At 60.2% G+C, this 24,467-nt stretch carries 19 protein-coding genes; 11 read left to right on the top strand and 8 right to left on the bottom strand.

Annotation, left to right across the window (positions count from 1 at the left end):
* Nucleotides 1-5: 5 nt before the first annotated feature.
* The 4 genes from MSNKSG1_RS12920 to mnmH all read right to left on the bottom strand — a co-directional run bounded on the left by MSNKSG1_RS12920 (nt 6) and on the right by mnmH (nt 4,197).
* Nucleotides 6-1,310 carry an FAD-dependent monooxygenase gene (locus MSNKSG1_RS12920; protein WP_008939725.1) on the bottom strand — a complete coding sequence of 435 codons (1,305 nt, stop codon included), beginning with the start codon at nt 1,308-1,310 and terminating at the stop codon, nt 6-8.
* 81 nt (nt 1,311-1,391) lie between these two features.
* Nucleotides 1,392-1,949 (bottom strand): aminoacyl-tRNA deacylase, encoded by a 558-nt coding sequence (locus MSNKSG1_RS12915; protein ID WP_008939724.1) that lies wholly within the window; start codon nt 1,947-1,949, stop codon nt 1,392-1,394.
* Between the two features lie 168 nt (nt 1,950-2,117).
* Complete coding sequence (locus MSNKSG1_RS12910) at nt 2,118-2,951, bottom strand: mechanosensitive ion channel family protein (RefSeq protein ID WP_008939723.1); 834 nt, start codon at nt 2,949-2,951, stop codon at nt 2,118-2,120.
* A gap of 142 nt (nt 2,952-3,093) precedes the next feature.
* Nucleotides 3,094-4,197, bottom strand: a complete 1,104-nt coding sequence (gene mnmH / locus MSNKSG1_RS12905; protein ID WP_040886930.1) for a tRNA 2-selenouridine(34) synthase MnmH — start codon at nt 4,195-4,197, stop codon at nt 3,094-3,096.
* 133 nt (nt 4,198-4,330) lie between these two features.
* Between mnmH and MSNKSG1_RS12900 the strand changes: the two genes are divergently transcribed.
* Nucleotides 4,331-4,990 (top strand): 50S ribosomal protein L11 methyltransferase, encoded by a 660-nt coding sequence (locus MSNKSG1_RS12900; RefSeq protein WP_008939721.1) that lies wholly within the window; start codon nt 4,331-4,333, stop codon nt 4,988-4,990.
* A gap of 408 nt (nt 4,991-5,398) precedes the next feature.
* Here MSNKSG1_RS12900 and MSNKSG1_RS12890 read toward each other — a convergent pair whose 3' ends face one another.
* Nucleotides 5,399-5,803 carry a VanZ family protein gene (locus MSNKSG1_RS12890; RefSeq protein WP_008939719.1) on the bottom strand — a complete coding sequence of 135 codons (405 nt, stop codon included), beginning with the start codon at nt 5,801-5,803 and terminating at the stop codon, nt 5,399-5,401.
* Nucleotides 5,804-5,900: 97 nt separating this feature from the next.
* Here MSNKSG1_RS12890 and cysZ point away from each other — a divergent pair, with 97 nt between their 5' ends.
* From cysZ to MSNKSG1_RS12850, 8 genes are all read left to right on the top strand, one after another.
* The gene (cysZ, locus tag MSNKSG1_RS12885) at nt 5,901-6,650 is read left to right on the top strand and encodes a sulfate transporter CysZ (RefSeq protein WP_008939718.1); all 750 of its coding nucleotides are present in this window, start codon (nt 5,901-5,903) and stop codon (nt 6,648-6,650) included.
* An 18-nt stretch (nt 6,651-6,668) separates the two neighbouring features.
* Entirely contained in the window at nt 6,669-9,521 is a 2,853-nt protein-coding gene (gene rapA / locus MSNKSG1_RS12880; RefSeq protein ID WP_008939717.1) for an RNA polymerase-associated protein RapA, read from the top strand.
* Nucleotides 9,522-9,680: 159 nt separating this feature from the next.
* The gene (locus MSNKSG1_RS12875) at nt 9,681-12,131 is read left to right on the top strand and encodes an acyl-CoA dehydrogenase (RefSeq protein ID WP_008939716.1); all 2,451 of its coding nucleotides are present in this window, start codon (nt 9,681-9,683) and stop codon (nt 12,129-12,131) included.
* Between the two features lie 308 nt (nt 12,132-12,439).
* Nucleotides 12,440-12,646 (top strand): cold-shock protein, encoded by a 207-nt coding sequence (locus MSNKSG1_RS12870; protein ID WP_008939715.1) that lies wholly within the window; start codon nt 12,440-12,442, stop codon nt 12,644-12,646.
* Between the two features lie 129 nt (nt 12,647-12,775).
* Nucleotides 12,776-13,474, top strand: a complete 699-nt coding sequence (locus tag MSNKSG1_RS12865; protein WP_008939714.1) for a lysophospholipid acyltransferase family protein — start codon at nt 12,776-12,778, stop codon at nt 13,472-13,474.
* A gap of 96 nt (nt 13,475-13,570) precedes the next feature.
* Nucleotides 13,571-14,689 (top strand): alanine dehydrogenase, encoded by a 1,119-nt coding sequence (gene ald / locus MSNKSG1_RS12860; protein WP_008939713.1) that lies wholly within the window; start codon nt 13,571-13,573, stop codon nt 14,687-14,689.
* A 14-nt stretch (nt 14,690-14,703) separates the two neighbouring features.
* Entirely contained in the window at nt 14,704-15,285 is a 582-nt protein-coding gene (locus tag MSNKSG1_RS12855; protein ID WP_008939712.1) for a glutathione S-transferase family protein, read from the top strand.
* A 144-nt stretch (nt 15,286-15,429) separates the two neighbouring features.
* Nucleotides 15,430-16,041, top strand: coding sequence for a Yip1 family protein (locus MSNKSG1_RS12850; RefSeq protein ID WP_008939711.1), 612 nt, complete (start codon nt 15,430-15,432; stop codon nt 16,039-16,041).
* A gap of 74 nt (nt 16,042-16,115) precedes the next feature.
* Here the strand turns inward: MSNKSG1_RS12850 and MSNKSG1_RS12845 are convergent, their stop codons facing one another.
* A complete protein-coding gene (locus MSNKSG1_RS12845; RefSeq protein ID WP_008939710.1) occupies nt 16,116-18,542 on the bottom strand; it encodes a phosphoketolase family protein in 2,427 nt (808 codons plus the stop codon).
* A gap of 214 nt (nt 18,543-18,756) precedes the next feature.
* Between MSNKSG1_RS12845 and ilvD the strand changes: the two genes are divergently transcribed.
* The gene (gene ilvD / locus MSNKSG1_RS12840) at nt 18,757-20,433 is read left to right on the top strand and encodes a dihydroxy-acid dehydratase (RefSeq protein ID WP_008939709.1); all 1,677 of its coding nucleotides are present in this window, start codon (nt 18,757-18,759) and stop codon (nt 20,431-20,433) included.
* Here the strand turns inward: ilvD and MSNKSG1_RS12835 are convergent.
* Nucleotides 20,430-23,036, bottom strand: coding sequence for an EAL domain-containing protein (locus tag MSNKSG1_RS12835; protein ID WP_008939708.1), 2,607 nt, complete (start codon nt 23,034-23,036; stop codon nt 20,430-20,432). The two genes, ilvD and MSNKSG1_RS12835, sit on opposite strands and share 4 nt — an antisense overlap.
* A gap of 235 nt (nt 23,037-23,271) precedes the next feature.
* Here MSNKSG1_RS12835 and MSNKSG1_RS12830 point away from each other — a divergent pair, with 235 nt between their 5' ends.
* Complete coding sequence (locus tag MSNKSG1_RS12830) at nt 23,272-23,751, top strand: asparaginase domain-containing protein (RefSeq protein WP_040886929.1); 480 nt, start codon at nt 23,272-23,274, stop codon at nt 23,749-23,751.
* Between the two features lie 21 nt (nt 23,752-23,772).
* On the opposite strand, the gene MSNKSG1_RS12825 is transcribed toward MSNKSG1_RS12830, so the two are convergent.
* Nucleotides 23,773-24,465, bottom strand: a complete 693-nt coding sequence (locus tag MSNKSG1_RS12825) for a pseudouridine synthase (protein ID WP_008939706.1) — start codon at nt 24,463-24,465, stop codon at nt 23,773-23,775.
* Nucleotides 24,466-24,467: the final 2 nt, after the last annotated feature.

Below are 24,467 nucleotides of genomic sequence, written 5' to 3'. Positions count from 1 at the left end.
GATGACTATGGCAGAAGACGTTGGGGAAGTCCTGGCAGGCTGCTCGCCAGACGCTTGAGGATTGCCGGCCACTCTTCGTCGATGCCCATGGCGTAACGGGCCACGCGATTGCGCGCAAAGGGCAGGGCGCGTGCGGCGCCAAGCCCCAGGTTCCGCAGGAGGTGGACCGGCGGAATATTGTTGCTGAACAGGTAGTAGAACAGGTCCATGGCCATCATCATGCGCTGGTTCGCCGGCCGGCGCTGTTGTTCATAGCGGCTCAGCCACTGCTCATCCGCCAGGTCCGCGCCACTGCGCCGTGCTTCCCGGAGTATGGACTGCAGGCACTGCGCGTCCTGAAAGCCGAGATTGACCCCCTGTCCGGCCAGCGGGTTGATGGTGTGGGCAGAATCGCCGGCAAGCACCACCCGTCCCTGATGATACCGCCGTGCATGCTGACGGGCGATCGGGAAACTGGCGCGGGTGTCGATGTGGGTCAGGGGCGGCAGGTTCCCGGGAAAGGCCCTTTGAATCGCATCCATCAGGGTCTGTTCGTCCTGATCCTTCAGTCTCGACAGCTCCTCAGGGGCGTCATACCACACCAGCGAGGCCCAGCTCTCTCCGGGATGGTCGGCTCCGGCACTGTGCAATGGCAGAAAGGCTCTCGGTCCCGAGGGGTAAAATCCCTGCCAGGTAATGTCTTCGACGGGTCCCCGGTAACGAACCGAAATCACCATGGCTTGCTGGGCATACTGGTCACGACTGACACCGATGCCGGCCAGCGTCCGGACCTTCGATTGGGCACCGTCGGCGGCGATAACCAGGCCTGCAGTGAGTTGTTCCCCGTTTTCAAGGCTTATAACGGCATGGTCGTCCTGTTCTTTCAGGCCACTGACACCCTCACCCGACCGGACGGTCACGGTCTTCTCGTCGCGGGCGCATTGCCAGAGCGCCTGTTGGGTGATGGAGTTTTCAACGATATGGCCGAGGTGGGAAGCGCCCAGATCCCGGGCATCGAACATGACCTTCGCCAGGGGACCCGGGAGCAGGCGGCTCAGGGGATGCGGGGTTTCATCCCAGACGCCCAGGCGCCGATAGGGCGTTGTGCGCATGGCCAGAATATGAGGCCACGCACCAAGATCTTTCAGGTATCGTTCGCTACCGGCGCTGAGGGCGGAGACGCGGATGTCTGGCGCTCCGGCCGGATCAAAGGCGGGCGGAGCGGCCTGGTCGATCAGTACAACGGAGAAGCCGTCGCGGCCGAGCCCGGTCGCGAGCGCGCTGCCCACCATGCCCGCGCCGACGATGGCAATGTCGAATGCTTGGTTCATATCGGGTTCCTGTCTGTTGCCGTCAGTTTACGCGATGGCAGCGCGCAGACAAGCGACCCGAATCAAGTCGGTGCGATGATCTCAGTAGCCGATGGCTCCGGGAATGCCTGCCTCGTCAACACTCTCCGGTTGACGGCGGCCCTTCACCAGCCAGGCCGGTTTTTTCGCGCCCGGCTTGATGAATCCCTGGTTCAGGACCATCGGTTGCACCAAGGTCAGGAAGTCTGCCGTCTTCATATGCACCGATTCCGTGTGGCTGCCCGCTGCGAATGCCAGCTCAGGCTGTTCTGTCAGGGATTCGGCGCAGTAAACGGTCATTCCGAACAGGTTGCCAAAGGGAGGCATGGCGCCCACCTCGCAATCGGGGAAGCGGTCCTTGAATTCCTGTTCGTCGGCAAGGTCGACGAAATCGGTATCGAGTATACGGGACAGGCGATCCCAGCGGATGCGCCAGGTTGCGGGCATCACCAGCATGGCCATTTTGCCATCCAGTTCGATGATGACCGTCTTGACGACGCGGTCGCCGGCAATCTTGACGTGGTGGGCCAGTTCCTGGGCCGTGAACGCGGGAGGGTGGGACAGGCACATGTACTCCACGCCTGCCGTCTCGAGGTAATCCTTCAACTGCTGTACCGGCATCGTTACATCCTCCTACCAGCAATGACAGCGTTTCGGAGCCGTTCATTGTTGGTTGGCCGGGCTCCGTCGGAACTGGCGGGAGGACTGATTCAGCCTCCCGCCTTTACTGCTCAGCTTAGTTGAGCATACGCCGTTTGCGAGTTACGGGGTGTATCAATGCGAAACCGTTCACTCCTCTTTGTAGAGATGTACGTCTCTCTGCGGGAAAGGAATGGAGATGCCTTCGCGATCGAAGGCCTTTTTGATCTTTTCGTGCATGTCCCAGTACACGGGCCAGAGGTCGTCGGTTTTTGTCCAGGGACGAACAATGATGTTGACGGAGCTGTCGCCGAGGGAGCCGACGGCAATCCTTGGGGCCGGTTCGGGCAGGACCCGTTCATCTTCCTCCAGGCATTGCTGGATAATCTGCTTGGCCTTGTCGATGTCGTCGCCGTACCCGATACCGAAGGTCATGTCACAACGACGGGTATCGTAAATGCTCACATTGGTCAGGCTGGCATTGGCGAGCTGGCCATTCGGAATCACGATGCGCCGGTTGTCGAAGCTATCAATGATGGTATAGAGAATGCTGATCTCTTTTACCGCGCCAAGGAACCCCTGTGCTTCGATAGTGTCGCCGACCTTGAAGGGTTTGAAGATCAGGATCAGGACGCCGCCGGCGAAGTTTGCCAGGCTGCCCTGCAGGGCCAGACCGACTGCGAGGCCTGCGGCACCGATGACAGCAATAAAGGAGGTCGTTGCAATGCCGACCATGGAGGCGACCGAGATCAGGAGCAGAACTTTCAGGAGCGCGTTGATCAGACCGCACAGGAACTTGTTCAGGGTGGGGTCTTTCTGTCCCAGTTTCTTGTCCAGTAATGCCACGAAACGGTTGATCAGCCACATACCGATGATCAGCGTGACGATTGCCAGCACGACCTTGGGCGCATAGGTCATGACCAGCGTCATCGCGTGATCCATCAACTGGGAAGCGCTACCATCCGCGCCGAAAAGATTTTCCATACCAAGACTCCTTGTTCATTCGTAGTTTTCCAGATGTACCGGATCGGAAGGTGCCGTTAGAAAACAGGGACTATCAGCCCTTTTTATGTAGCAGAGATTTGTTTTGACGGTATAACGATACCGGGAGCACCTGACGTGATTGTTACGCAGGCTGGGCCAGATTGGCTTGCTCCCGGATTACAGCCGGTCCGCCCCGCACCAGAATGCGTCCTTCTTTCTGACCGAGCTGGTAGTCGTACATGGGGTCGTAATAGTCGGTTAGCAGCGCCTCGATCCACGCGTCATGTCCGGAGAGCATGCCTTGTTGCACCTGTGTTGCGAGCGCGGACTCCATCAATGCCCTCAGTTGCTGGTGTCGTTCTCCGCCCAGGCGTTTGCGGATGCGATCCAGGGCTGCGAGCAGGTAATCCCGGAAGTTGAGCCACCCGGCCTCCTCACCGTCACGGGCCACGTAATCGGCATGCATATCTTCGACATAGTCCTGGCGAATGATGGCGATGCGTTCTTCCATCGGGCGCTCCAGCACCAGCAGGGGCGCGTCGGCCATACGCTTACGGAGGCTTTCGGGCAGCGCACAGCGACCCACCAGCCGGCTCTCATCTTCCAGGAAAATGGTACCGCCAATGCGGTGATGGGCTTTGAGCATGGCCACGGCCAACCGATTCTCAAAGTCGATCTGGGAAGGCTGGGGCGTCACCTGACGGCCAAAGCTGGAGCCTCGGTGATTGGCGATCCCTTCAAGGTCGATTGGATTGGGCAATTGCTGCAGAACCCTGGTCTTCCCGGTACCAGTCCGGCCACTCACGATCTGGAACTCCGAGGTTTCGGTCAACGATTCCAGACTGTCGATCAGAAAGCGTCGCAGGGCCTTGTACCCACCCTTGACCAACGGATAGTCGATGCCGGCATCACGGATCCATTGCTGGGTTAAACGGGATCGCAGGCCGCCCCGAAAGCAGAACAGGTAGCCGTTCGGATTCCGGGCGATGAAGCGCTTCCAGGCTTCAATGCGTTGGGCCTTGATGTCTCCGGAAACCAGCTGATGTCCCAGCTCAATGGCTTTGTCCTGACCTTTCTCCTTGTAGCAGATGCCGACCCGGTGCCGTTCTTCGTCGTTCATGAGGGGGGCATTTTCGGCAGCCGGGAAGCTGCCGCGGGCAAACTCTACGGGCGCCCGTACGTCCATCAGCGGAACGTCGTCCAGAAACAGGGAGAGGTAGTCGTCGGTGTCGGGTCGGCTTGCCATTTCACGGACCTGGAGATTGGAAATGTGGGGTACGAGTATATCGAAACCGGCGTCTTTCTGCTCGGATGCCGCTGATCCCCGATCAATGCCCCGGTACAATACGCCGCTTTAATCTGTCTGAGCCGGAGGGAAGATGTCCGCGGAACGCCTGAATGAACACCTGCGCAAGACCCTGACCCGTGGACGCGTGGCAAAAAGCCGCCCGGCAGGGTGCCCGCCGCTATCCCTTTATCTGTTTGATCCGACGGTTCTGGAGGGGCCCCTGTCGCACGACGAGGCCCAGTCGGTGGTGGCTGAACCGGCGTATTGGTCGTTTTGCTGGGCCAGCGGCCAGGTGCTGGCAAGCTGGATACTGAACCATCCGGAGGTGGTGGCGGGCAAAACGCTGCTGGATTTCGGTACCGGCTCGGGGGTGGTGGCTGTCGCGGCGGCAATGGCCGGCGCCGCCCGAGTGATTGCCTGTGACCTGGATGCGGCGGCGCTTGATGCGGCCCTTTCGAATGCCGAGCTGAATGGCGTGGAGCTGGAGGTCTGTAGTGATTGGGCGGCCCGCCCGGACACTATTGATACTATCACCGCTGCGGATGTGTTGTACGACCGGGAGAATCGGTCGTTCCTGAATGAATTCCTGGAGGCGGCCTCGGAGGTACTGCTGGCGGATTCACGGGTGAAGGATCTGGGCGATGAGCGGTATGTTCGGCAAGCGGTGATAGAGGCACGTACCTGGCCGGATCTTGACGAGTTCGAGGAATTCAATCGGGTGCGGATCTACCGGGCTGGCCGGTATTCATAAAAAATGAAGGGTAGCCTTCCCGGCTACCCTTTCGGAACAGGTCGGCGCGTCCGTGCGCGATGGCAACCCCCTGTTGCCGGTCCATTCTGCCACTCCGTGGTGCCGGCGTCCGAGCCGGCGCTCCAGTAATTATCCCTTAAGCGAGGCATCCCTGTGTCCCTGCCTCTCCCCGCATTCCGTGCCGGGGTGCATCCGGTGCGTCGTCCTTTTCCCTGTCATCCCTGACGAGAACAATATACCAATCGGACTTTGACAAACCTGTGAACCTTGCACGGTTACACCGAGGCTGAGTTTCGGGTTAATTAAAAAATTCTTTCCCATCAATGGCATGGGAGAGGTTTGGTCGACTTTGAGCATGCTTGCGTACGCCATGTCGGTAAAACGGCTTACGGCCATGTAGGAAATATCTCACATCGATCCGGGTGTTTTTCCCAGGCTGGTCTTTTTGAGCCCGGGAACGCCGGGCCAGGGCAGTAGGCCAATCCCGATGGCGATGGCGTCCGTTGCAAAATCCAACAGCGAAAAGTCCCGGTAGGGAAGGTTGGCCTGGACCAGTTCGATGCCCATGCCAAAGGCAAGCAGGGCGGGCACATAGACAATCGGGCTGCGATCCGGCCATGACAGTCGCGCCAGCAGGGTCAGTTCAACGAACGCCAGAAGGTGGTTCAGTTTGTCGCTGGGGGTTGAAGGCAGCGGGGTTTCCGGGTCCGCCGTTGCCAGCACAATGATCACGATAACGGAAATCAGAAGCGCGATGCGCCACAATGTGCGGTTCTGGAGAAGGGCGTTAATGCTGTGTCTGAATGATGCCATGGGGATTTTCCGTAGGTCCTTACAGGCTGTGGGCCGGGAGCCATCATGATATGCTTTGCGCCCCGTCACTGTCATTGGAACGGAGGATCTGCCAGTTATGCTCAAGGGTAACTTTTTTCGTGGACTGGGCTACCTGGGGGAAGGTTTCCGCCTCATCCGACAGCCTGGTCTGCGGCTTTTCGTGCTGCTGCCCATTGCCATCAATATCGTTCTTTTCGCCGTTCTTTTCTACTTCATGGCTGAAGGCTTTTCGACGCTGATTGCCACCGCCATGGGCTGGCTGCCCGACTGGAACTGGCTGCAGTCGCTGGACTGGCTGTTCTGGATCCTCTATGGCGCAGTGATTCTGTTGATGCTGGCTTACGGCTTCGTGATTGTAGCCAATCTGATTGGTTCTCCGTTTTACGGGTATCTGGCCGAGCTGACGGAAAAGCATCTGACCGGTCAGGAGGTCACCACCGAGGATGGCTGGGCCACCATCGTCAAGGATATTCCCCGGGCCCTCTGGCGTGAGGTGCAGAAGATCCTCTATTACCTGCCCCGGGCCATTGGCCTGTTCATCATTGGCCTCGTACCGGTGGTCAACCTGGTGGCGGCGGTACTCTGGTTCTTGTTCAACAGCTGGATGATGGCCCTCCAGTATGTCGATTACCCCGCCGACAATCACCGGGTGAGCTTTCCGGCCCTGCGCAGGACGCTCGGTGGTTCCCGGCTGTCGGCACTGGGCTTCGGGTTGCCCGTGGCGCTCGCAGCCATGGTGCCGTTGCTGAACCTGGTGGTCGTGCCAGCCGCGGTGTGCGGAGCGACCGCTTTCTGGGTGCGTGAAAACGATTCAAATCATCAGTAATTTCGGATTGGAGGTTTCTTGGATACATCGGATTTCGTCATTGGCCAGCGTTGGGTCAGCCACAGCGATACCGGACTGGGGCTGGGCATTGTCACGGACATTGCCGGGCGACGGGTCACACTGGGGTTCCCGGCGGCGGACGAAGAACGCACCTACGCCATCGACAACGCCCCGCTGTCCCGAATCGTGTTTCAGATGGGCGAGGAAATAGAGACCTACGATGGTCAGCGATACATCGTGCGAGCCGTTGAGGAGGTGGGTGGCGTCCTGATGTATCACGCGGACGATGGCGACAATATCCACCCGATTTCCGAGGTCAAGCTGGCCGGATCCGTGGATTTTTCGGCGCCTCACCAGCGGTTGTTTGCCGGTCAGTTTGATCGAAACGGCGCCTTCCGCCTGCGGTATGCCACTTTGCAGCACATGGATCGGCTGCGGGCGTCGCCGGCCCAGGGGCTGATCGGTGCGCGGACCCAGCATCTGCCGCACCAGATCTATATCGCCCATGAAGTTGCCCGGCGCCATGCTCCGCGGGTACTGCTTGCCGATGAGGTCGGCCTGGGCAAGACCATTGAGGCCGGTCTGATCCTTCATTACCAGCTGCAGACGGGCAGGGCCCGGCGGGCGCTGATCGTGGTGCCGGATTCGCTGATCCATCAGTGGCTTGTCGAGATGCTGCGCCGTTTCAACCTGCGATTCTCGATCGTTGATCAGACCCGCTACGACGCACTCAAGGAGGATGAAGATGATATCGATGCCCTGGTCAACAACATTTTCGGCGACGACTATTCGGAGAATCCTTTCGAAAGCGAACAGCTGGTCCTGTGCAGCCTTGATTTCCTGACCGACAGTGAGCGCGCCCGGCGTGATGCGCTTGCCGCCGGGTGGGACATGATGATCGTCGACGAGGCCCATCATCTGGCCTGGGAGCCTGAAGCCGCCAGCCCCGAATACGAAGTTGTGGAATCCCTGTCCGCACGCACCCGGGGGCTGTTGTTGTTGACCGCCACCCCCGAGCAGGTGGGCATCGCCAGCCACTTCGCGCGACTTCGGCTTCTCGACCCGGCCCGCTTCCACGACCTGGAGGCGTTCCGTGAACAGGAGTCGCAGTATCAGGCGGTGAACGATGTGGTTCGACGTCTGCAGGCGGATGACGCCATCAGCGACGCCGATCGCGGGATTCTGCGGACCTGGCTGGGGGACGACCTGGATCAGCTCGAAGCCCGTTCCCGGGATGCCATCATTGATGCCCTGCTGGACCGGCACGGTACTGGTCGGGTGTTATTTCGGAACACCCGGGCCGCGATTCCGGACTTTCCCGAACGGCAGCCGGTTCCGGTTGGCCTGCCCCGTCCGGAACTCTTCGACGGGGCGTCTACCGGACTGGATGGCCTGACACCCGAGCGGGGTTGTCCGGAAGAGCGGTGGCTGACGGACGATCCCCGGGTTGCCTGGCTGGAGCAGACACTCAAAAGCCTGCGACCGGCCAAGGTGGTCGTGATCTGCGCCCGTGCGGAAACGGCCATGGCCCTGGAACATTATCTGCAGCTCAGGGCCGGTATCCGCAGCGCCGCGTTTCACGAACACCTGAGCCTGGTCGAACGAGACCGGGCGGCTGCCTACTTTGCGGACGATGAACAGGGGGCGCAGGCGCTCATCTGTTCGGAAATCGGCAGCGAGGGCCGCAATTTCCAGTTTGCCCATCACCTGGTCCTGTTTGATCTGCCGGCCAATCCGGATTTGCTGGAGCAGCGGATCGGCCGGCTCGACCGGATTGGTCAGCGAGAGGCGATCCGGATCCATATTCCCTACCTGGAGGGCACCAGTCAGGAGGTCCAGTATCGCTGGTTCCAGGAGGGGCTCAACGCGTTTGCCGAGAGTTGCTCCGTCGGCGTCGCGGTCCAGGAGACCGTTCAGGATCAATGGCAGCAGGCGTTGTCAGGAGAACCTGGTGCGCTGGAACCGTTGATCGAGCGGTCGGCAAACGAGAGCCAGCGTCTTAAGACCTTGCTGCAGAAGGGCCGCGACGCCCTCATTGAACTCAATTCCTGCCGGCCGGAGATGGCCAACGAACTGATCGAACAGATCGAGCAGGAGGAGGTCTCGACGCAGGTCCGCGATTACATGGTCGACGCGTTCGATATCCTGGGTGTGGATATCGAGGATCACACCGAGCATTCGGATGTCCTGAGGCCGGGAGAGCAATACCAGCCGGGCCACGTCGCGGGCTTGCCCGAGGAAGGCATGACTGTGACATGGAGCCGGGAGCAGGCGCTGGAGCGTGAGGATCTGGCTTTTATGAGCTGGGAACATCCCATGGTTACCGGTGTGATGGATTCGGTCACCAGCTCGGGTCTCGGAAAGGCGGCTCTGGCGAGTCTGTCCGTCAAGGCGCTGCCACCGGGGACCTTGCTGCTGGAAGCCTTGTTTACCGTTCATTGTCCGGCGCCGGAGTCGCTTCAGTTGACCCGCTATCTCCCCATTTCGCCGCTTCGGCTTCTGGTGGATGTGAATGGCAAGGAGTTGTCAGCGGCGTTGCCCCACGATCGCCTGAATGACCTGTGCTCCAATATCCGACGGCGGACCGCGCAGGCGATCGTGCCGCAAATCCGTCCCCAGGTTGAAACCATGGTGGATCATGCCGAGCGGCTCTCTGAACCCCATCTGGAACCCCTGAAAGACCAGGCATTGGCGCAGGTTGAGGCCGCGTTCGAACCGGAAATCCAGCGCTTGACCGCTTTGAAGAAGGTCAATCCGGCCATCCGCGAGGAAGAAATCGATTTCTTCCGGAGTCAGCTCGACGCGGCCCGGGAGGCCGTGGGGCGGGCGAGTCTTGCCCTGGAGGGAATACGGGTGATCGTGACCGCCTGATATCGCTAAGCCTCTGACTGTGCGGCAGTTGCTGGTCAGGCCTCATCCGATGCGTTACCGTAAACGTAACACAGTGTAGTCTTGGTGCTCCCCGGGCTCCATGCCTCTGGCATGGGGTCGGGATGGGGTCTCGAAATCCATGGAGGACAGAGAAAACCTATGATGACTCTCATTCTGTTTCTGGTCGCATTGGCCGGCCTTTTGATTGTAATGCGCCGTGAATCCGGTGCCGGTCAGGCGATCGCCGTTATGGTGGTTGTCGGCCTTTTATCCTGGATTTTCGCATCCGGATGGCTGGCCCTGGTTCTTTTGGCCGGCGCTGCGGTAACGGCGGTTGCCGGTCTCCCCGGATTCCGCCGTAGCTGGCTGACCCCGCGTATTTTTGCCATGTTCAAAAAAGTGGCGCCGAAAGTCTCGGACACGGAAAAGGTCGCGCTGGAAGCGGGCACGGTCGGCTGGGACGGAGAGCTGTTCACCGGGCGCCCGGACTGGCAGAACCTGCTGGTCAATCGCCATAACGGCTTGTCCGAGGAAGAGCAGTCTTTCGTCGATAACCAGTGCACCCAGGCCATCTCGATGTGCAACGCCTGGGATGTGGCCGTCGAACGTGCGGACTTGCCGCCGGAACTCTGGGAACTGCTGAAGAAGGAAAAGTTCTTCGGCATGATCATTCCCAGGGAGTATGGGGGGCTGGAGTTCTCCGCCAAGGCCCAGACAGCGGTGCTGCAGAAGCTGGCCGGAAACGAGATGCTGATGGTCACCGTGGGTGTGCCCAACTCGCTCGGGCCGGGCGAGTTGCTGGTCAAATACGGTACCGAAGAACAGAAGCAGTATTACCTGCCGAGGCTCGCTGATGGCCGGGAAATCCCCTGTTTCGGCCTGACCGGTCCGCGCGCGGGGTCTGATGCGACATCCCTGCCCGATACGGGCATCGTCTGTAAGCAGGAAGTGGACGGCAAAGAGGTGCTCGGTATCCGGCTCAACTTCGAGAAGCGCTGGATTACCCTGGCGCCGGTGGCCACCGTGGTTGGCCTGGCATTCCGAATGTTCGATCCGGACGGACTGCTCGGAGATACCAGGGACTATGGCATCACCTGTGCCCTGATTCCCCGGGATACCGAGGGCATGGAGATCGGGCGCCGTCACTGCCCGATCGGTACGCCGTTCCTGAATGGCCCGATTCGTGGCAAGGATGTGTTCATCCCTCTGGATTACATTATTGGCGGTCAGGAAATGGCCGGCCAGGGCTGGCGGATGCTCGTGGAGTGTCTGTCGGTAGGGCGCTGTATCACGCTGCCCTCGGGCGCAGCCGGTGCTGCGGCCTATTCCGTTGGTACCGCCGGCGGATTCACGCGAATTCGCCGCCAGTTCAATACACCGGTGGCGGAGATGGAAGGTGTTCAGGAGCCGCTGGCCCGCATTGCGGCGAAGACCTACATCTCGCAGGCGGCGGTGAACCACACTGCCAACATGATCGACAACGGACAGAAACCCGCGGTGCCGTCGGCAATTCTGAAATATCACCTGACCGAGTTCCAGCGAGGCGTCCTGTCCGACGCCATGGATGTCCACGGTGGCAAGACGGTGACCCTGGGCCCACGAAACTATCTCGGCATTGGCTACAGTGGCGCAGCGGTTTCCATTACCGTGGAAGGTGCCAACATCATGACCCGGAGCCTGATGATCTTCGGGCAGGGCGCGATTCGCTGCCATCCGTACGTACTCGAGGAGTTGGCGGCGAAAGACAACGACGACATCCGGGCCTTCGACAAGGCGTTTTTCGGTCACGCCGGGTTGATTTTCGGCAATGCTGCCCGGGCCTTCACGCAGGCGCTGGGCCTGGGCCACGCGGATGTCCCGTTTGACAGTGCCAGTCGCCGCTATGCGCAGGCGGTGGCACGGTTCAGCGCGGCCTTCGGTCTCTGCTCCGATGCGGCCATGACAACGCTGGGCAGCGAACTCAAGATGCGTGAGCTGATTTCGGCCCGTCTCGGGGACATGCTGTCGAACCTCTATCTGGCCTCGATGGTGCTCAAAGACTGGCACGAAAACCAGCCAGTGGCCGGAGAGAAGGAAGTGATGGCGTACAGCATGGAGCTGCTGCTGCATCGCACCGAATCCGCACTGGATGAATTTCTCCAGAATCTTCCGAACCGGGCGGTGGCCCTGGTGCTTCGGGCCGTCACCTTGCCTCTGGGTCGGCGCTGGCATGCGCCCGGCGATGATCTGGCGAGGAAGTTGGCCAGGTTCATTACTACCGATACGCCCATCCGGAACCGTCTGCTGGCCAGTATCTGGACCAGCGAAGGGGAGGGTGACGTGGAGAACCCGGTAGCCCGTTACAATGCGCTGTTGAAGGACTACGACAAGGCGGAACAGCTCTACCGCAAGGCAACCAAGGCCTACGCGAAGGGCGAGTTGCCAATGACGGCGTTACACCCTGAAGAGCGCTTTGATGCCGCACTGGAGGCAGGCGTGTTCACGAAGGAAGAAGCCGATTTCATGCGCGAGTACGAGCAGGTCGTGCTGGAAATGCTGACGGTGGACGACTTTCCCTTCGATGAGTTCGCCCGCAACAAGGATACGTTGATTGACCATAATCCCGCCTGATCCGGCGGGTGTTTCCCGGTGGTCCTGGCGGTGCACACAGGGGTGCCCGCCTTGCCATCGGGGCCAGGTGGTGCCATGGGTATCAGTACCTATACAAATGTTCGAAAATTCCCTTGGCAATTCCCGAATTCCCGAGTAGAGTGAGTTCTCAAGGAAAGATTAGTAAAGCATTTCATGAATAAGACGTACCTGTAGTCAGTAGTGCCGTCCTGTTTTTGATTCCGCGAGTTCTGTTTTTCCGCAAACGCTGACCAGACGCACAAGGCGTATGGCGGCAGAGTATATGATTGATTTCAGGAAATTTAAGTATGTCTACTGTTACCGGTACTGTTAAGTTCTTCAACGAAGCAAAAGGCTTTGGCTTTATCACTCGTGAAGGCGGCCCGGACGTATTTGTTCACTACAGCGCCATTCAGGGCTCTGGCTTCAAGACCCTGGCCGAAGGCCAGCAGGTCGAGTTCACCGTGACTCAGGGCCAGAAAGGTCCTCAGGCGGAGAACGTTGTTGCCCTGTAAGCCCTGACGGCTTCGGCAACATCAAAAAGGCAGCTTCGGCTGCCTTTTTTTGTGATTTTTAAAAGACTGTGTAATCTTTCTTTCCCGGTTGCTCGTTTAATTGGTTGTCGAGATACACGGGAAGGTTTCATGCCGCTGCGAGTTTTGAAGACTGTCTGGATTTTCTTCTGGGCCATCCTTCTCACCCTGATTCTGTTTCTTCCCATTGTCGTGGCTGCGCTTGTCGGCAAGCGTGGGGACGCGGCGTTCCATGGCACCCAGATTTACGCCTGGTGCATCCTGAAGGTTTGCGGCATCCGCCTGCGGGTGAGTGGACGGGAACATATCCGGCCAGGCGAGCGCTATGTCATCCTCAGCAACCATGCTTCGTATTTCGACCCTCCGGCACTGGTGCTCGCGCTGGGTCTGCAGTACCGGTGGGTCATCAAGAAGGAGTTGCGGAAAGTTCCATTGTTCGGCCTGGCGCTTGAAACCTCCCGGAACCTGTTCATTGATCGGTCAAAAGGTTCGGATGCCCTCGAGAGCATCAAGCAGGGCGTCGCCCAGTTGCCGGACGGGACCGGTATCCTGTTGTTTCCTGAGGGCACCCGGTCGTGGGACGGTCGGTTGCTCCCGTTCAAACGCGGTGGCTTCGTGATTGCCCGGGATGGCGGTCTTCCCATACTTCCGGTCACCATTCGCGGATCCCATGACCGTTTGCCCAAGGGCCACGCGGCATTCAGCAGCGGCGATATCCACATCGTGATCCATCCGCCGGTAACGGTCGGTGACAAGCCTCTGGAAACCCTGATGGACGAGGTCCGGAATACGGTCGCGGGCACCCTGTAAAAGTACGGATACGTCCCCTGCATCGGGCGCCCGTCTTTTGACTACACTGGATGAGCAGAGTTTGCGAAATTCGGAACGGATCGTGGGAGCGTGTTCATGAAAGTTGGTGTACCCCGGGAAATCAAGAATCACGAGTATCGTGTCGGCATGACGCCGGCGTCGGTTCACGAGTTGTACAGCCACGGGCATGATGTGTGTGTGCAGCAGGGTGCCGGTGCCCCCAGTGGATTCTCCGACGACGACTACCGACAGGCCGGTGCCCGGATTGTTGACAGCGCAGAGGACGTTTTCGAGCAGGCGGAGCTGGTGGTCAAGGTCAAGGAACCCCAGCCCGCAGAGCGCGCCCTCCTGCGGGAGGGGCAAACCTTGTTCACCTACCTCCATCTTGCTCCGGACCAGGCGCAGACGGATGACCTGGTGGCGTCGGGAGCGACCTGCATTGCCTATGAAACCGTGACGGATCGGGCGGGCCATTTGCCGTTACTGGCGCCGATGTCCGAGGTGGCAGGTCGGATGTCCATTCAGGCGGGGGCACACTGTCTGGAGAAGTATCTGGGCGGCCGGGGCGTGCTTCTCGGTGGTGTCCCGGGCGTCAGTCCGGCCAGAGTGACAGTCGTCGGTGGCGGCGTTGTAGGTCAGAACGCGGTGGCCATGGCCATTGGTCTGGGGGCTCATGTCACGGTGATTGATCGGAGCATGGACGTCCTGAGGCAGCTCGATCACCACTATGGCAACCGCATAACCACGCTGTTTTCCACGGCCCATGCTCTGGACGAAGCGATCGTGGGGTCGGATCTGGTCATCGGCAGTGTACTGATTCCCGGAGCCTCCGCGCCCAAACTGATTACCCGTGACATGATCCGAAGGATGCCCGAGGGGAGTGTGATCGTTGACGTTGCCATTGATCAGGGGGGCTGTGCGGAGACTTCGAAACCGACCACCCATGACAACCCCACGTACGTGGTCGATGGTGTGGTACATTACTGCGTGGCAAACATGCCCGGTGCAGTCGCACGGACCTCCACGCTCGCCCTGAATAACGCCACCCTGCCGTTCATCGCTGCGCTGGCGAACAAGGGGGCCGAACAGGCGATGAGAGAGGACCCGCATCTGATGGCCGGCCTGAATGTGATGGCTGGCAAGGTGACCTACAGGGAAGTGGCGGAAGCCACCGGGTATCCATACACAGATCCAGAGTCCCTTCTGGGAAGCTGAAAACCGGAGCAGTCATGAAACTGATCGGATCCACCACCTCCCCTTATGTCAGGCGCATTCGCATTCTGCTCGGGGAGGATCCTTATGAGTTCGTCAATCTCGATATCTACGGCGAGGGTCGGGACGAACTGCGTCGTAACAATCCTGCCCTGAAAATCCCGATGATCGAGGATGACGGTCAGGAACTCTTCGATTCCCGGATCATTGCCAGATATCTCAGTGCCAAACAGAATCGTGATCCCCTGACTTGGGACCAGGAAAACCAGTTGACTCTGGTCGATGCGGCGAACGATTCGGCGGTGACGCTTCTGCTGTCCAAAAAATCCGGTGTCGACGTTGATGCCGATATCATGTTCTTCAATCTCCAGCGCGAGCGGATCATGACGACGCTCCGGACCCTGGCGGCTCAGGTTGATGACGGCGGCTTTGAAACCTGGGACTATCCTGCTATTTGCCTCTACTGTCTGGTGGACTGGCTCGATTTTCGCGATATCGTTGATTTCAGCGGTGTTGAAAGCCTCGTTGCGTTCCGGGATGCCCGTAAGGACAAGCCCTGGGTCGCCCAGACGGATCCCCGTCAGAACCAAACTGTATGAAACCGGGCATCGACTGAACAAAATATCATCAGTCCGTTCTGTTTCGCCCCCTGTTCTTGACTATAGTTAATGAAAGGGATGTGCCGGAGGTGTGCTGCTGACCGGTCGTCCCTGACCCAAAAACAGCAAGAAGAGGGGGTATCCATGCTCCTGTCACACGCGTTCGGAATGTTCACACACCCCGATGACGAGTGGGTGACCATACGTAAAGAACATGAAACTCCACGGCGGGTCTATGTGGCCTATGTGGCGATTCTGGCCCTGATTGGCCCGGTATGCGCTTATATCTCCACCGCCCATTTCGGCTGGACGATCGGCAATGAGCGGCTGATCAAGCTGACGGAAATCAGCGCCATGCAGCTGAGTGTGCTGACCTACATATCCATGCTGGTCGGGGTCTTTGCCCTCGGCTATGCCATTAACTGGATGGCGCGCACCTACGGTGCCAAAGAGGAGCATGTGCCTTCCAACGGCATTGCCCTGGCGGCCTATTCGTGTACGCCGCTGTTCCTCGCCGGATTTGCGCTACTGTATCCGGTACCGTGGTTCAATGCGCTGGTGTTTCTGGTGGCGGCCTGCTACGGCGCCTGGTTGATGTATGACGGCCTGCCCATTGTCATGGGCATCGAGAAGGAACAGGCGGTCATGTACGGTGGCGCCCTGCTAACCGTTGCACTGGTGATTCTGGTTTCCACGAGGGCCGGTTCCGCGATTATCTGGAATATGGGGATCGGTCCGGTGTTTGTCAGCGGTTAGTCCCCCGGGACCATCACTCACGAAGAAGGGGAGCGGGTTGCTCCCCTTTTTTTTGGCCGGGCCTGCTCTCTTCCTCAGGCGGTCGGCAATCCCCGGGTAATGACCGTTGGGTCCCCGCGCCCCTCGACGGCGGCCAGTTCCGCGCTCGATAACCATTCGCCCGGCGGCTTTTCCATGATGGCCGCACAGGCCGCCAGCACATGTCCCCAGGAACTTTGGTTCGCGAACAGCATGCCAGCCGGATTCAGCGTGCCTCCACGATTGATGAAGCCCAGTACCCGGGATCGTTCCATGGATGGGAAAAGCGGGTGCAAATGGCCACGGAAGACTTCCGGTCGCATGTGAGTCAGAGCCACCCGGCAGCTCAGGCGGTGTGGAAAAAGCCGCTCTCTTTCCAGTTCCGAGGCACAGAACGGAGCCTCGAAGCCATCGCGGGGCTGGCGGAAACGACCGGGCTCCTGAAGGTAGACCAGACGGAAGGGCGTTCCGGTTTCCCGCAGTCGTTCGCAGGCACGAATCGCCTCGGATAGCTGATAGGCGCCGCTGGCCATCAGCAACAGTGGTTCGCCGGCGCAGGTGTCTTCATCCACCACCAGCGCACCATTGCGGGCCAGGCTCTCCGCTTCGCTGGCATCAAACACCCGTGGACGCTCCTGTGCCGGTACCACCAGTCCGGTGATGCGGCCCCGGTCGGTGTAGACAGAAGGGAGGGTGGCCAGGGTGCTGTTGTAGTCGGCAGGAAACAGAACGCGGGACACATCGCCCATCTCGCCCAGTAATGCCTCGCAGAAGGTGGTGTCCTGTTGGGATATCGCGTTGTTGGGGTTCTCCCAGGTATGGGCGGTTGCGATCACGGGCAGGCCGAGCCATCGGGCCGGTCTTCCCGCTTCTTTCTGCTGGCGGGCAAAGGTCAGTTCCTGGCGCAGGATGCCCAGAATCTTGACGCAGAATGCCTCATCACCCGCCACCAGGTTCAGTCCGGCCTTGTTGCCAAGGCAGGCGGACACGACAGCCTCATCATTCCGGACGGAAACGATGCGGCCATGCACGTCTTCGTGCGGGTTGCGGGGCTGGCTGACCCGTTTCCGGAAATCCTCGAGCACGTTGGGCAGCCGGTGTTCTGTCAGGCTGCCGGAGTCGCCGACACGAACCCGCAGTTGCGGATTATTCTTTGCCAGAGCGGTGAAGAAATGATCCACCGCGTGCATCGGAGACGCCTGAGCCTCACGGCATGACGACAGTCTCGGAATCGCCGGGTCCGCAGGGTTGCGAAGGGCCAGCGGGTGATCCCGTTCCAGTGGGCGATTCTGCCGGGAGTGGCCAGCCAACTGCTGAACCGATTCGCGCAACTCTTCCGGGTCGACCCATAACGGGGCCGCGTGGGTATTGAACAGATCCCGGGCGCGGGAATCGGTTCGCGGGCTGCCGGGTAATGGCAGGTCGTGATCGGCCTCGGTTCCGGCACCATAGAATCCGAACCCCCTGACGGTCTGGGCCAGGCCGAAAGGCATGTTGACCGGGTATTGGGTCTGTCCCTGCGACGCGGCTTCGCTGCGGATCTGGAGGGCGTCCTCCATGCGGTGGAGGGCGCAGACGAACGCCGCCGGATCCCGGCCATCGAATCGGAAGGGGTCGAAGCCCCGCGAACGCAGATCGGCCTCAAGCCCATCAAGACCTTCCCCGGTCGCCGGGTCCCTGACCGGTTCGCCACACCTGTCATTGAGGATCAGCAGAGGCAGAACCAGTCCGCAGTCACTGGCCCGCCACCAGCGTGGAATCCAGTCACTGCCCCGTTCGCCGTCAATGGCCCCGTCGGAAAGGATGGCAACCAGTGATTCACCGGGGAGCGGCATATGGGCGCACTGAAGTTCAGCCAGGCCGGGATAGCCGCCTTCCAGTATGGCACCGGCGGTTTGGGCACTGACATGACTACCGGCGGGGGCAGCCAGCGAGCCGTCGGGTTTTTGTCGGAAACTATAGAAATCGGCGGCCAGCCGCGACAGCCCCTCCGGACTCTGATAGCGCTCCCTTTGTTCCGGAAAGATGTTTCCGGTGAGGACGTTGATGGCCTCGATGGCAGCGACGCAGTGTCCCTGGCCCATTACCCAGCTGCGGGTGTTTCCGGTCAGATCGTCAAGTGCCAGGTAGCCGGCGTAGGCCGGAACCATATTCAGGGCACTGCCGGCATGGCCGCGGGGAGTGGGTTTGAAATCCTGTGGCGTCAGGGGTGCGCCGGAGAGATTGACCCGGTTGGCATACGACAGATGTACCACAAGCCAGAGTCCGGCGCTGGCGATACGGTCCAGTGCCGCCAGCTTGCGATAGACGGCCCGGGTGTCCTGTTGCTGCCCCTGTTCGACCAGTCGGGCAGCCAGTTCCATGACTTCCCGGCAGGTCGCTTCGCTGTGTTTGATCACGCCATAGCCCTTGCGCCAGACCTGATATTCCGGGCATTGCTCACCGACGGTCGGTGTCAGGCTTGGCTGTGTGGGCGTTGGCATCCAATGCCTCCGTGGCTGATATCTGCTATGAAAGGATTGTAAGGGCGGGTGCAGCCGGGGTGGTTGATGCAGGTCATTCGCAAAGTCATATTTCCGGGGCACCTGCGCCGACGCGATGTTTGAGGACCAATGGCAGATCTGTCACCGTGAGGCGGGAAGCCCGCGCCGAGGGTTCTCCATAACGGTAATGGCCAGTGATGAGGAGGTAGACGCAATGAGTGAAGATACACGCCGGCGATACTCCGCGCCCGTGGTGGACGGTGTGGGCAAGTCCGCCAGTCGGGCCATGCTTCGTGCGGTCGGCTTCCAGGACGAGGATTTCCGCAAGCCCCAGGTGGGCATTGCCTCCACCTGGAGCAACGTGACTCCCTGCAACATGCACATCAATCAGCTGGCCGAGGAAGCGGCGAACGGGGCTGATGAAGCCGGTGGAAAATCGCTGATCTTCAACACCATTACCGTGTCGGACGGCATTGCCAACGGCACTGAGGGCATGAAGTATTCCCTGGTCTCCCGGGAAGTGATCGCCGACTCCCTGGAAACCGTGGCCGGGTGTGAAGGGTTTGATGGCCTGGTTGCCATCGGGGGCTGTGACAAGAACATGCCCGGTTGCATGATTGGTCTCGCGCGGCTGAATCGGCCGTCGGTATTCGTCTATGGAGGCACCATCCAGCCGGGGGCGAATCATACCGATATCATTTCCGTGTTCGAGGCCATCGGCGCCCACGCCCGGGGTGATCTGAACCTCATTGACGTCAAACAGATTGAAGAGACTGCCATTCCGGGGCCTGGCTCCTGCGGCGGTATGTACACCGCCAATACCATGGCGTCTGCGATTGAAGCGATGGGCATGAGCCTGCCCGGCAGCTCCGCTCAGAATGCCGTTTCCACGGTGAAGGCTGAGGACTCACGGGCAGCTGGCGCGGCGGTCCTGAACCTGTTGGATCGCAACATCCGGCCGTCGGACATCATGACCCGGGCGGCTTTTGAAAACGCCATCACTGTGGTGATTGCCCTTGGCGGGTCCACCAATGCCGTGCTGCATCTCCTGGCAATGGCCAGAACGATGGAGGTCAAACTGTCGCTCGATGATTTCACCGAGATCGGCAAGCGGGTTCCCGTGCTGGCGGATCTCCGGCCCAGTGGGCATTACATGATGTCGGAACTGGTGGCGATCGGTGGAATCCAGCCGTTGATGAAAATGCTGCTGGAGCGAGGGCTTCTCAACGGCGACTGCCTGACCGTTACCGGCCAGACGCTGGCGGAGAATCTGGCCGATGTCGCGCCCTATCCCGATGGGCAGGACATCATTCATGCCTTCGATGATCCCATCAAGTCGGACAGCCACCTGCGCATTCTGTATGGCTCGCTGGCACCCACGGGGGCCGTTGCCAAGATCACCGGGAAAGAGGGAACGTATTTTGAGGGGCGCGCCCGGGTATTTCAGTCCGAGGAAGAAGCCCAGGCACGAATCCTTGACGGGACCGTGGTGGCCGGAGATGTGGTCGTGATCCGCTACGAGGGGCCCAGGGGCGGTCCGGGTATGCGGGAAATGCTCAGCCCGACCTCTGCGATAATGGGCAAAGGCCTCGGTAATGATGTGGCTTTGATTACCGATGGCCGGTTCTCCGGCGGCAGCCACGGATTCGTGGTTGGCCATATCACGCCGGAGGCGGCCGAGGGCGGGCCCATTGCACTGGTGGAAGACGGTGACCGGATCACGATTGACGCGGTTGCCAACCGGTTGGAGCTGGCGGTGGAAGAGGCGGAGCTTGAGCGTCGCCGAAAGGCCTGGCAACCGCCGGCGCCCAAGGTTCGCCGGGGAGTTCTGGCCAAGTACGCCCGCACCGTCGGATCCGCGTCCGGCGGGGCGGTGACCGACGACTTCTAGGCGTCGGGCAGGCGGGTCGGACGGCCCCAGTAATACCCCTGTCCGTAGAGTCCGGGGAATTGCTGGAGCCAGACGGCGGTGGCTTCGTCCTCAACCCCCTCGACCACGACATCCAGGTTGAGGGTTTCGCCCAGGTCCAGTGCCACGCGCAGGATATTCTGGCGGCGTGGGTAGGTCATGATGTCTTTCAGGAAACTGCGGTCGATCTTGAGTTCGTCCAGTTCAAAGCTGGCCAGCGTGCCGAGTGATGAGTGGCCCGTGCCGAAATCATCCAGGGCAACCCTGAAACCGCGTTGGCTGAGGGTGAGAAGGCTGACGCGGGCGAGTTCGGTATCGTTCATCACCGCGGTTTCGGTGATTTCGAGAATCAGGTTTTCGGGGCGAAGTCCATGGCGCTCTGCTGTGTCGATGACACTGTCGGGGAATGATGGCCTTGCCAGGTCCTTGGCGGAGACATTGATGGAAACGGCGATGTCCGGGCCATGCCGGTCCCTGAGCCGGGCGAAATCCCGACAGGCGCGTTCCAGGACCCATTCGGTAACCAGGGAGATCAGGCCTACCTCCTCGGCAACAGGAATCCATTGTTCCGGGGATACCCGGCCAAACTCGCTGTGGTGCCAGCGTAACAGGGCCTCGAAGGACGCGATACTACCATCCCGGATACAAACCTTTGGCTGGTATTCCAGCCACATATCGTCACTGCGCAGTGATGCCTCGAGTTCCAGCATCAGAATTTGCTGTCGGTACTGCCAGTCTGCGACGGCGGGGTCGTAGATGGTCAGTGGTCGGCTGTCGTCGAGTGAGGCAAAGCCGGCAGAAGAGAGGATGCTGGAGGCATCTCTGCCATGTTGGGGGGCATGGGCGAGCCCTATCGACGGGGCCCAGGAAAACGAGAAGCGGCCTTCCCGGAAGTTTGTTCCCAGCCAGGCGACAATGGCGTTGAGCAGGGTATCGTCCTCGTTCGCTGGCGCGTTTCGATAAAAGGCAAACGCATGGTTGGCGGCGTCCAGGGAGGACACGGCAAAGCCGTTGACCATGATCAGGCGATCGCCCACCGTCCGTTTCAGAAACCCGTTCAGCCGCCGGAGGTACTGTTTGAGGAGATCCTCTGTGGTGCGATAGCCCAGTGCCTGTTCCAGTTCGTTGATCCGGGCCAGACGGATCATGCAGACGCTGTAGGGGTGAGCCTGGCTGTTTATGCCGTCCAGGGTTTCCTCGAGCATGGGTCGGTTGGGTTTGCCGGTTACCCGGTGTGTTTTCATCAGCCGGTCGATGTCCTGCTCCACGCGTGTACGCAGCTTGCGCTCCTGCCGGGCCCGGATGTCGGAGCCCAGTCTGCGGTTTCGCTCCTGGGCAAGCAGCCTGCCCATCCCGCTGGTCAGAATCACCGACCCGAGCGCAGCACCCAGGAAAAAGGCCGAGTCGGTCAGCGGCGTGACGGGCAGCCAACCGATGGTACGCAACGAGGTAATGATGGCGCCGATCAGAATCGACAGCACGGACAGTCCGAAGTATCGGTCATAGACCCGACGGTGATAGCGAACGACCAGGGAGAGGATAAAAGCACCCCCGAGAGCCGCCAGCGCCAGCAGGGAATCCTGGCCGATCAGTCTGAGCCCGAAGGGCGCGGCCAGCAGGTGGGCGCCGGCCAGGAGACTGAAGAGTCTGAGGATGGCGGCAGAGGTCCTGCTGACACTGATGAAGTGTGGCGTGAACTCGCACAAGGCCAGCAGGCACAGGGGCAGACTGATGCCCAACAGGGTATTCAGCACGGGCAGCTCAGGCCACAGCAACCAGAACCCGAGCCCGTCCATAACCAGTTGGCTGTGGATCAGACCGGCCATGAACACGCTCAGCCATCCGAGCCCGGGTTTACGGAGCCGGATAACGGTACTGAGGTTAAGGATCAGCGCGAACACCAGTACCCCTGAAATGAACGACTTCCAGGTCAGCGTCATGATCTCCCCGGTGTCGGGCATCGCTGACTTCATAAGGCTCAGGGGCAGGACCACGGGCCCATTGTTGCGGACTTCAACCAGAAGCGTGGTGCGACCCGGTGCCAGGGTGACGGGCCATATCCAGGTCGGTAAATCAATCAACCGGTGTCCATCGGGGTAGCTGTCGCCCATTGCAATCAGTGTCTGGATGTCGTTATCCGGGGAGATCAGAGCAGGCTGCACATGATCAAGATAGGGCGCGTCGAGCACCAGGTTGCGCTCGACCGGCGCATCGGAATGGTTGGCCAGGGTTACCCGGTATGTCACAGGTTGATAGGGATAGCCTATACCCGAGCGACGGTTATCGGTTGGCTGCCAGGCGGAGGTATCCTGCCAGCGCCGATTGGCAAGCACCGATGCCAGTGTTTCAAGCCGGTAACCCGTTTCCGGAAGGATCTGCGTGACCACCGGCTGTGGGGTTGATGGGGTGGCAGGGACGGCCGGGTTCAGTAGCGTGGGTGTTTGCCAGAGGGCCACGAGAATGCCGTAGGCAAAACTCGATGCAAGTAGCAGCAACGGCCACCATGGCCGAAGGCGGAGGAAAAACCGTCTGGCCAGGGTTCCGGGAAAGCGCGCAGCGGCTGGATTGGGGGCTGACGAGTCCATTCGGAACAGATCCTGAGAGGAAGGGAGGGTAGCCTTTACGTTCGCTTACATCCCTTTACCTATTGTAACCTTATGAATTTACGTAAATTTTACTTCATTTAAAGGTATTTTGCATTCTCTGTTTAAAACGGATGGCCGACACGGGTGGACTGCCGGTAAAGCGGGCGGGCTGGTATAGTCTGATCAATACGGAAAGGTGTTCTGGGCGCCTGTTCAGCTGAGAGAAAACATTCACATGATCGATATTTTTACCACCGGCGGCACCATCGACAAGGTGTATTTTGACGCCAACAGTCAGTTCGAGATCGGCGCGTCACAGCTGCCGGAGATGCTGGCGGAGGCCAATATCCGGGATGGTTTCCGGATCCACGAACTGCTCCGAAAGGACAGCCTGGATCTCACCGCCGAAGATCGGGATAGCATTGTGTCTGCGGTTCGCTCGTGTCCGGGACAACGAATCCTGATCACTCACGGCACCGATACCATGGCCGAAACCGCCGCCGCGCTCGACGCTGTTTCCGATAAAACCATTGTCCTTTTCGGCGCCATGCAGCCCGCGCGGATGCGGGTTTCCGATGCGGTATTCAACCTGGGGTTTGCCTGGGGCGCTGTTCAGAACTTGCCCAGTGGTGTCTACATTGCGATGAACGGGGAAGTTTTCGAGGCAGGGGCGGTTCGGAAGAATCGGGAGGCCCAGCGCTTCGAGCGGGCCTGATCGGACCGAACCGTCGGAGGGTCACCCCACGCTGGCGACTTCCTCTGGTGTCAGGGGGCGGAATTCCCCGGGTTTCAGGTCCGGGTCCAGCCGAATGTTGCCAACCTGGATCCGGTGTAGCGCCTGCACATGGTTGCTGACGGCCGCCAGCATCCGCTTGACCTGATGATAACGCCCCTCAGAGATGGTCAGCTCGATAATGCGATTCCCCAAACGTCTGACATCGGCGGGGCGGGTCATCCTGTCTTCGGATTTCAGCTGGACACCCCGGGTCAGTTGTCTTTCAGCTTCGTCGGATAGCGGGGAATCCAGGGTCACCTGATAGACCTTCGGGCAATCCGTCCGGGGAGACGTAATGCGATGGGACCACTGACCATCGGTGGTGAGCAGGAGCAGACCGGTGGTGTCGAGATCCAGGCGGCCGGCGATGTGCAGGTCCCGGATGAGTTCAGGCGGCAGCAGGTCCAGAGCCGTCGGATGGTCGGCGTCGGTGGTGGCGCTGACCACCCCCGCCGGCTTGTTCAGCATGAAGTAGCGCTCTTCGGGGCGATGCAGGCCCTGACCGTCGAGGCAGACCGGACAGTCTTCGGTGATCTTCTCGCCAGCGTCCCGGCAGGGGAGGCCCCGGATTGTCACGCGGCCCCGGGCGATGGCCCGTTTGGCCTCTTTCCTGGACAGGGGGGTGCAGTGGGCAATGAACTGGTCCAGTCGCATGG

Origin of the sequence: Marinobacter santoriniensis NKSG1 (genome assembly GCF_000347775.1) — a bacterium.
Classification (GTDB): Bacteria; Pseudomonadota; Gammaproteobacteria; order Pseudomonadales; family Oleiphilaceae; genus Marinobacter; species Marinobacter santoriniensis.
This window is presented reverse-complemented; position numbering and strand designations above follow the sequence as displayed.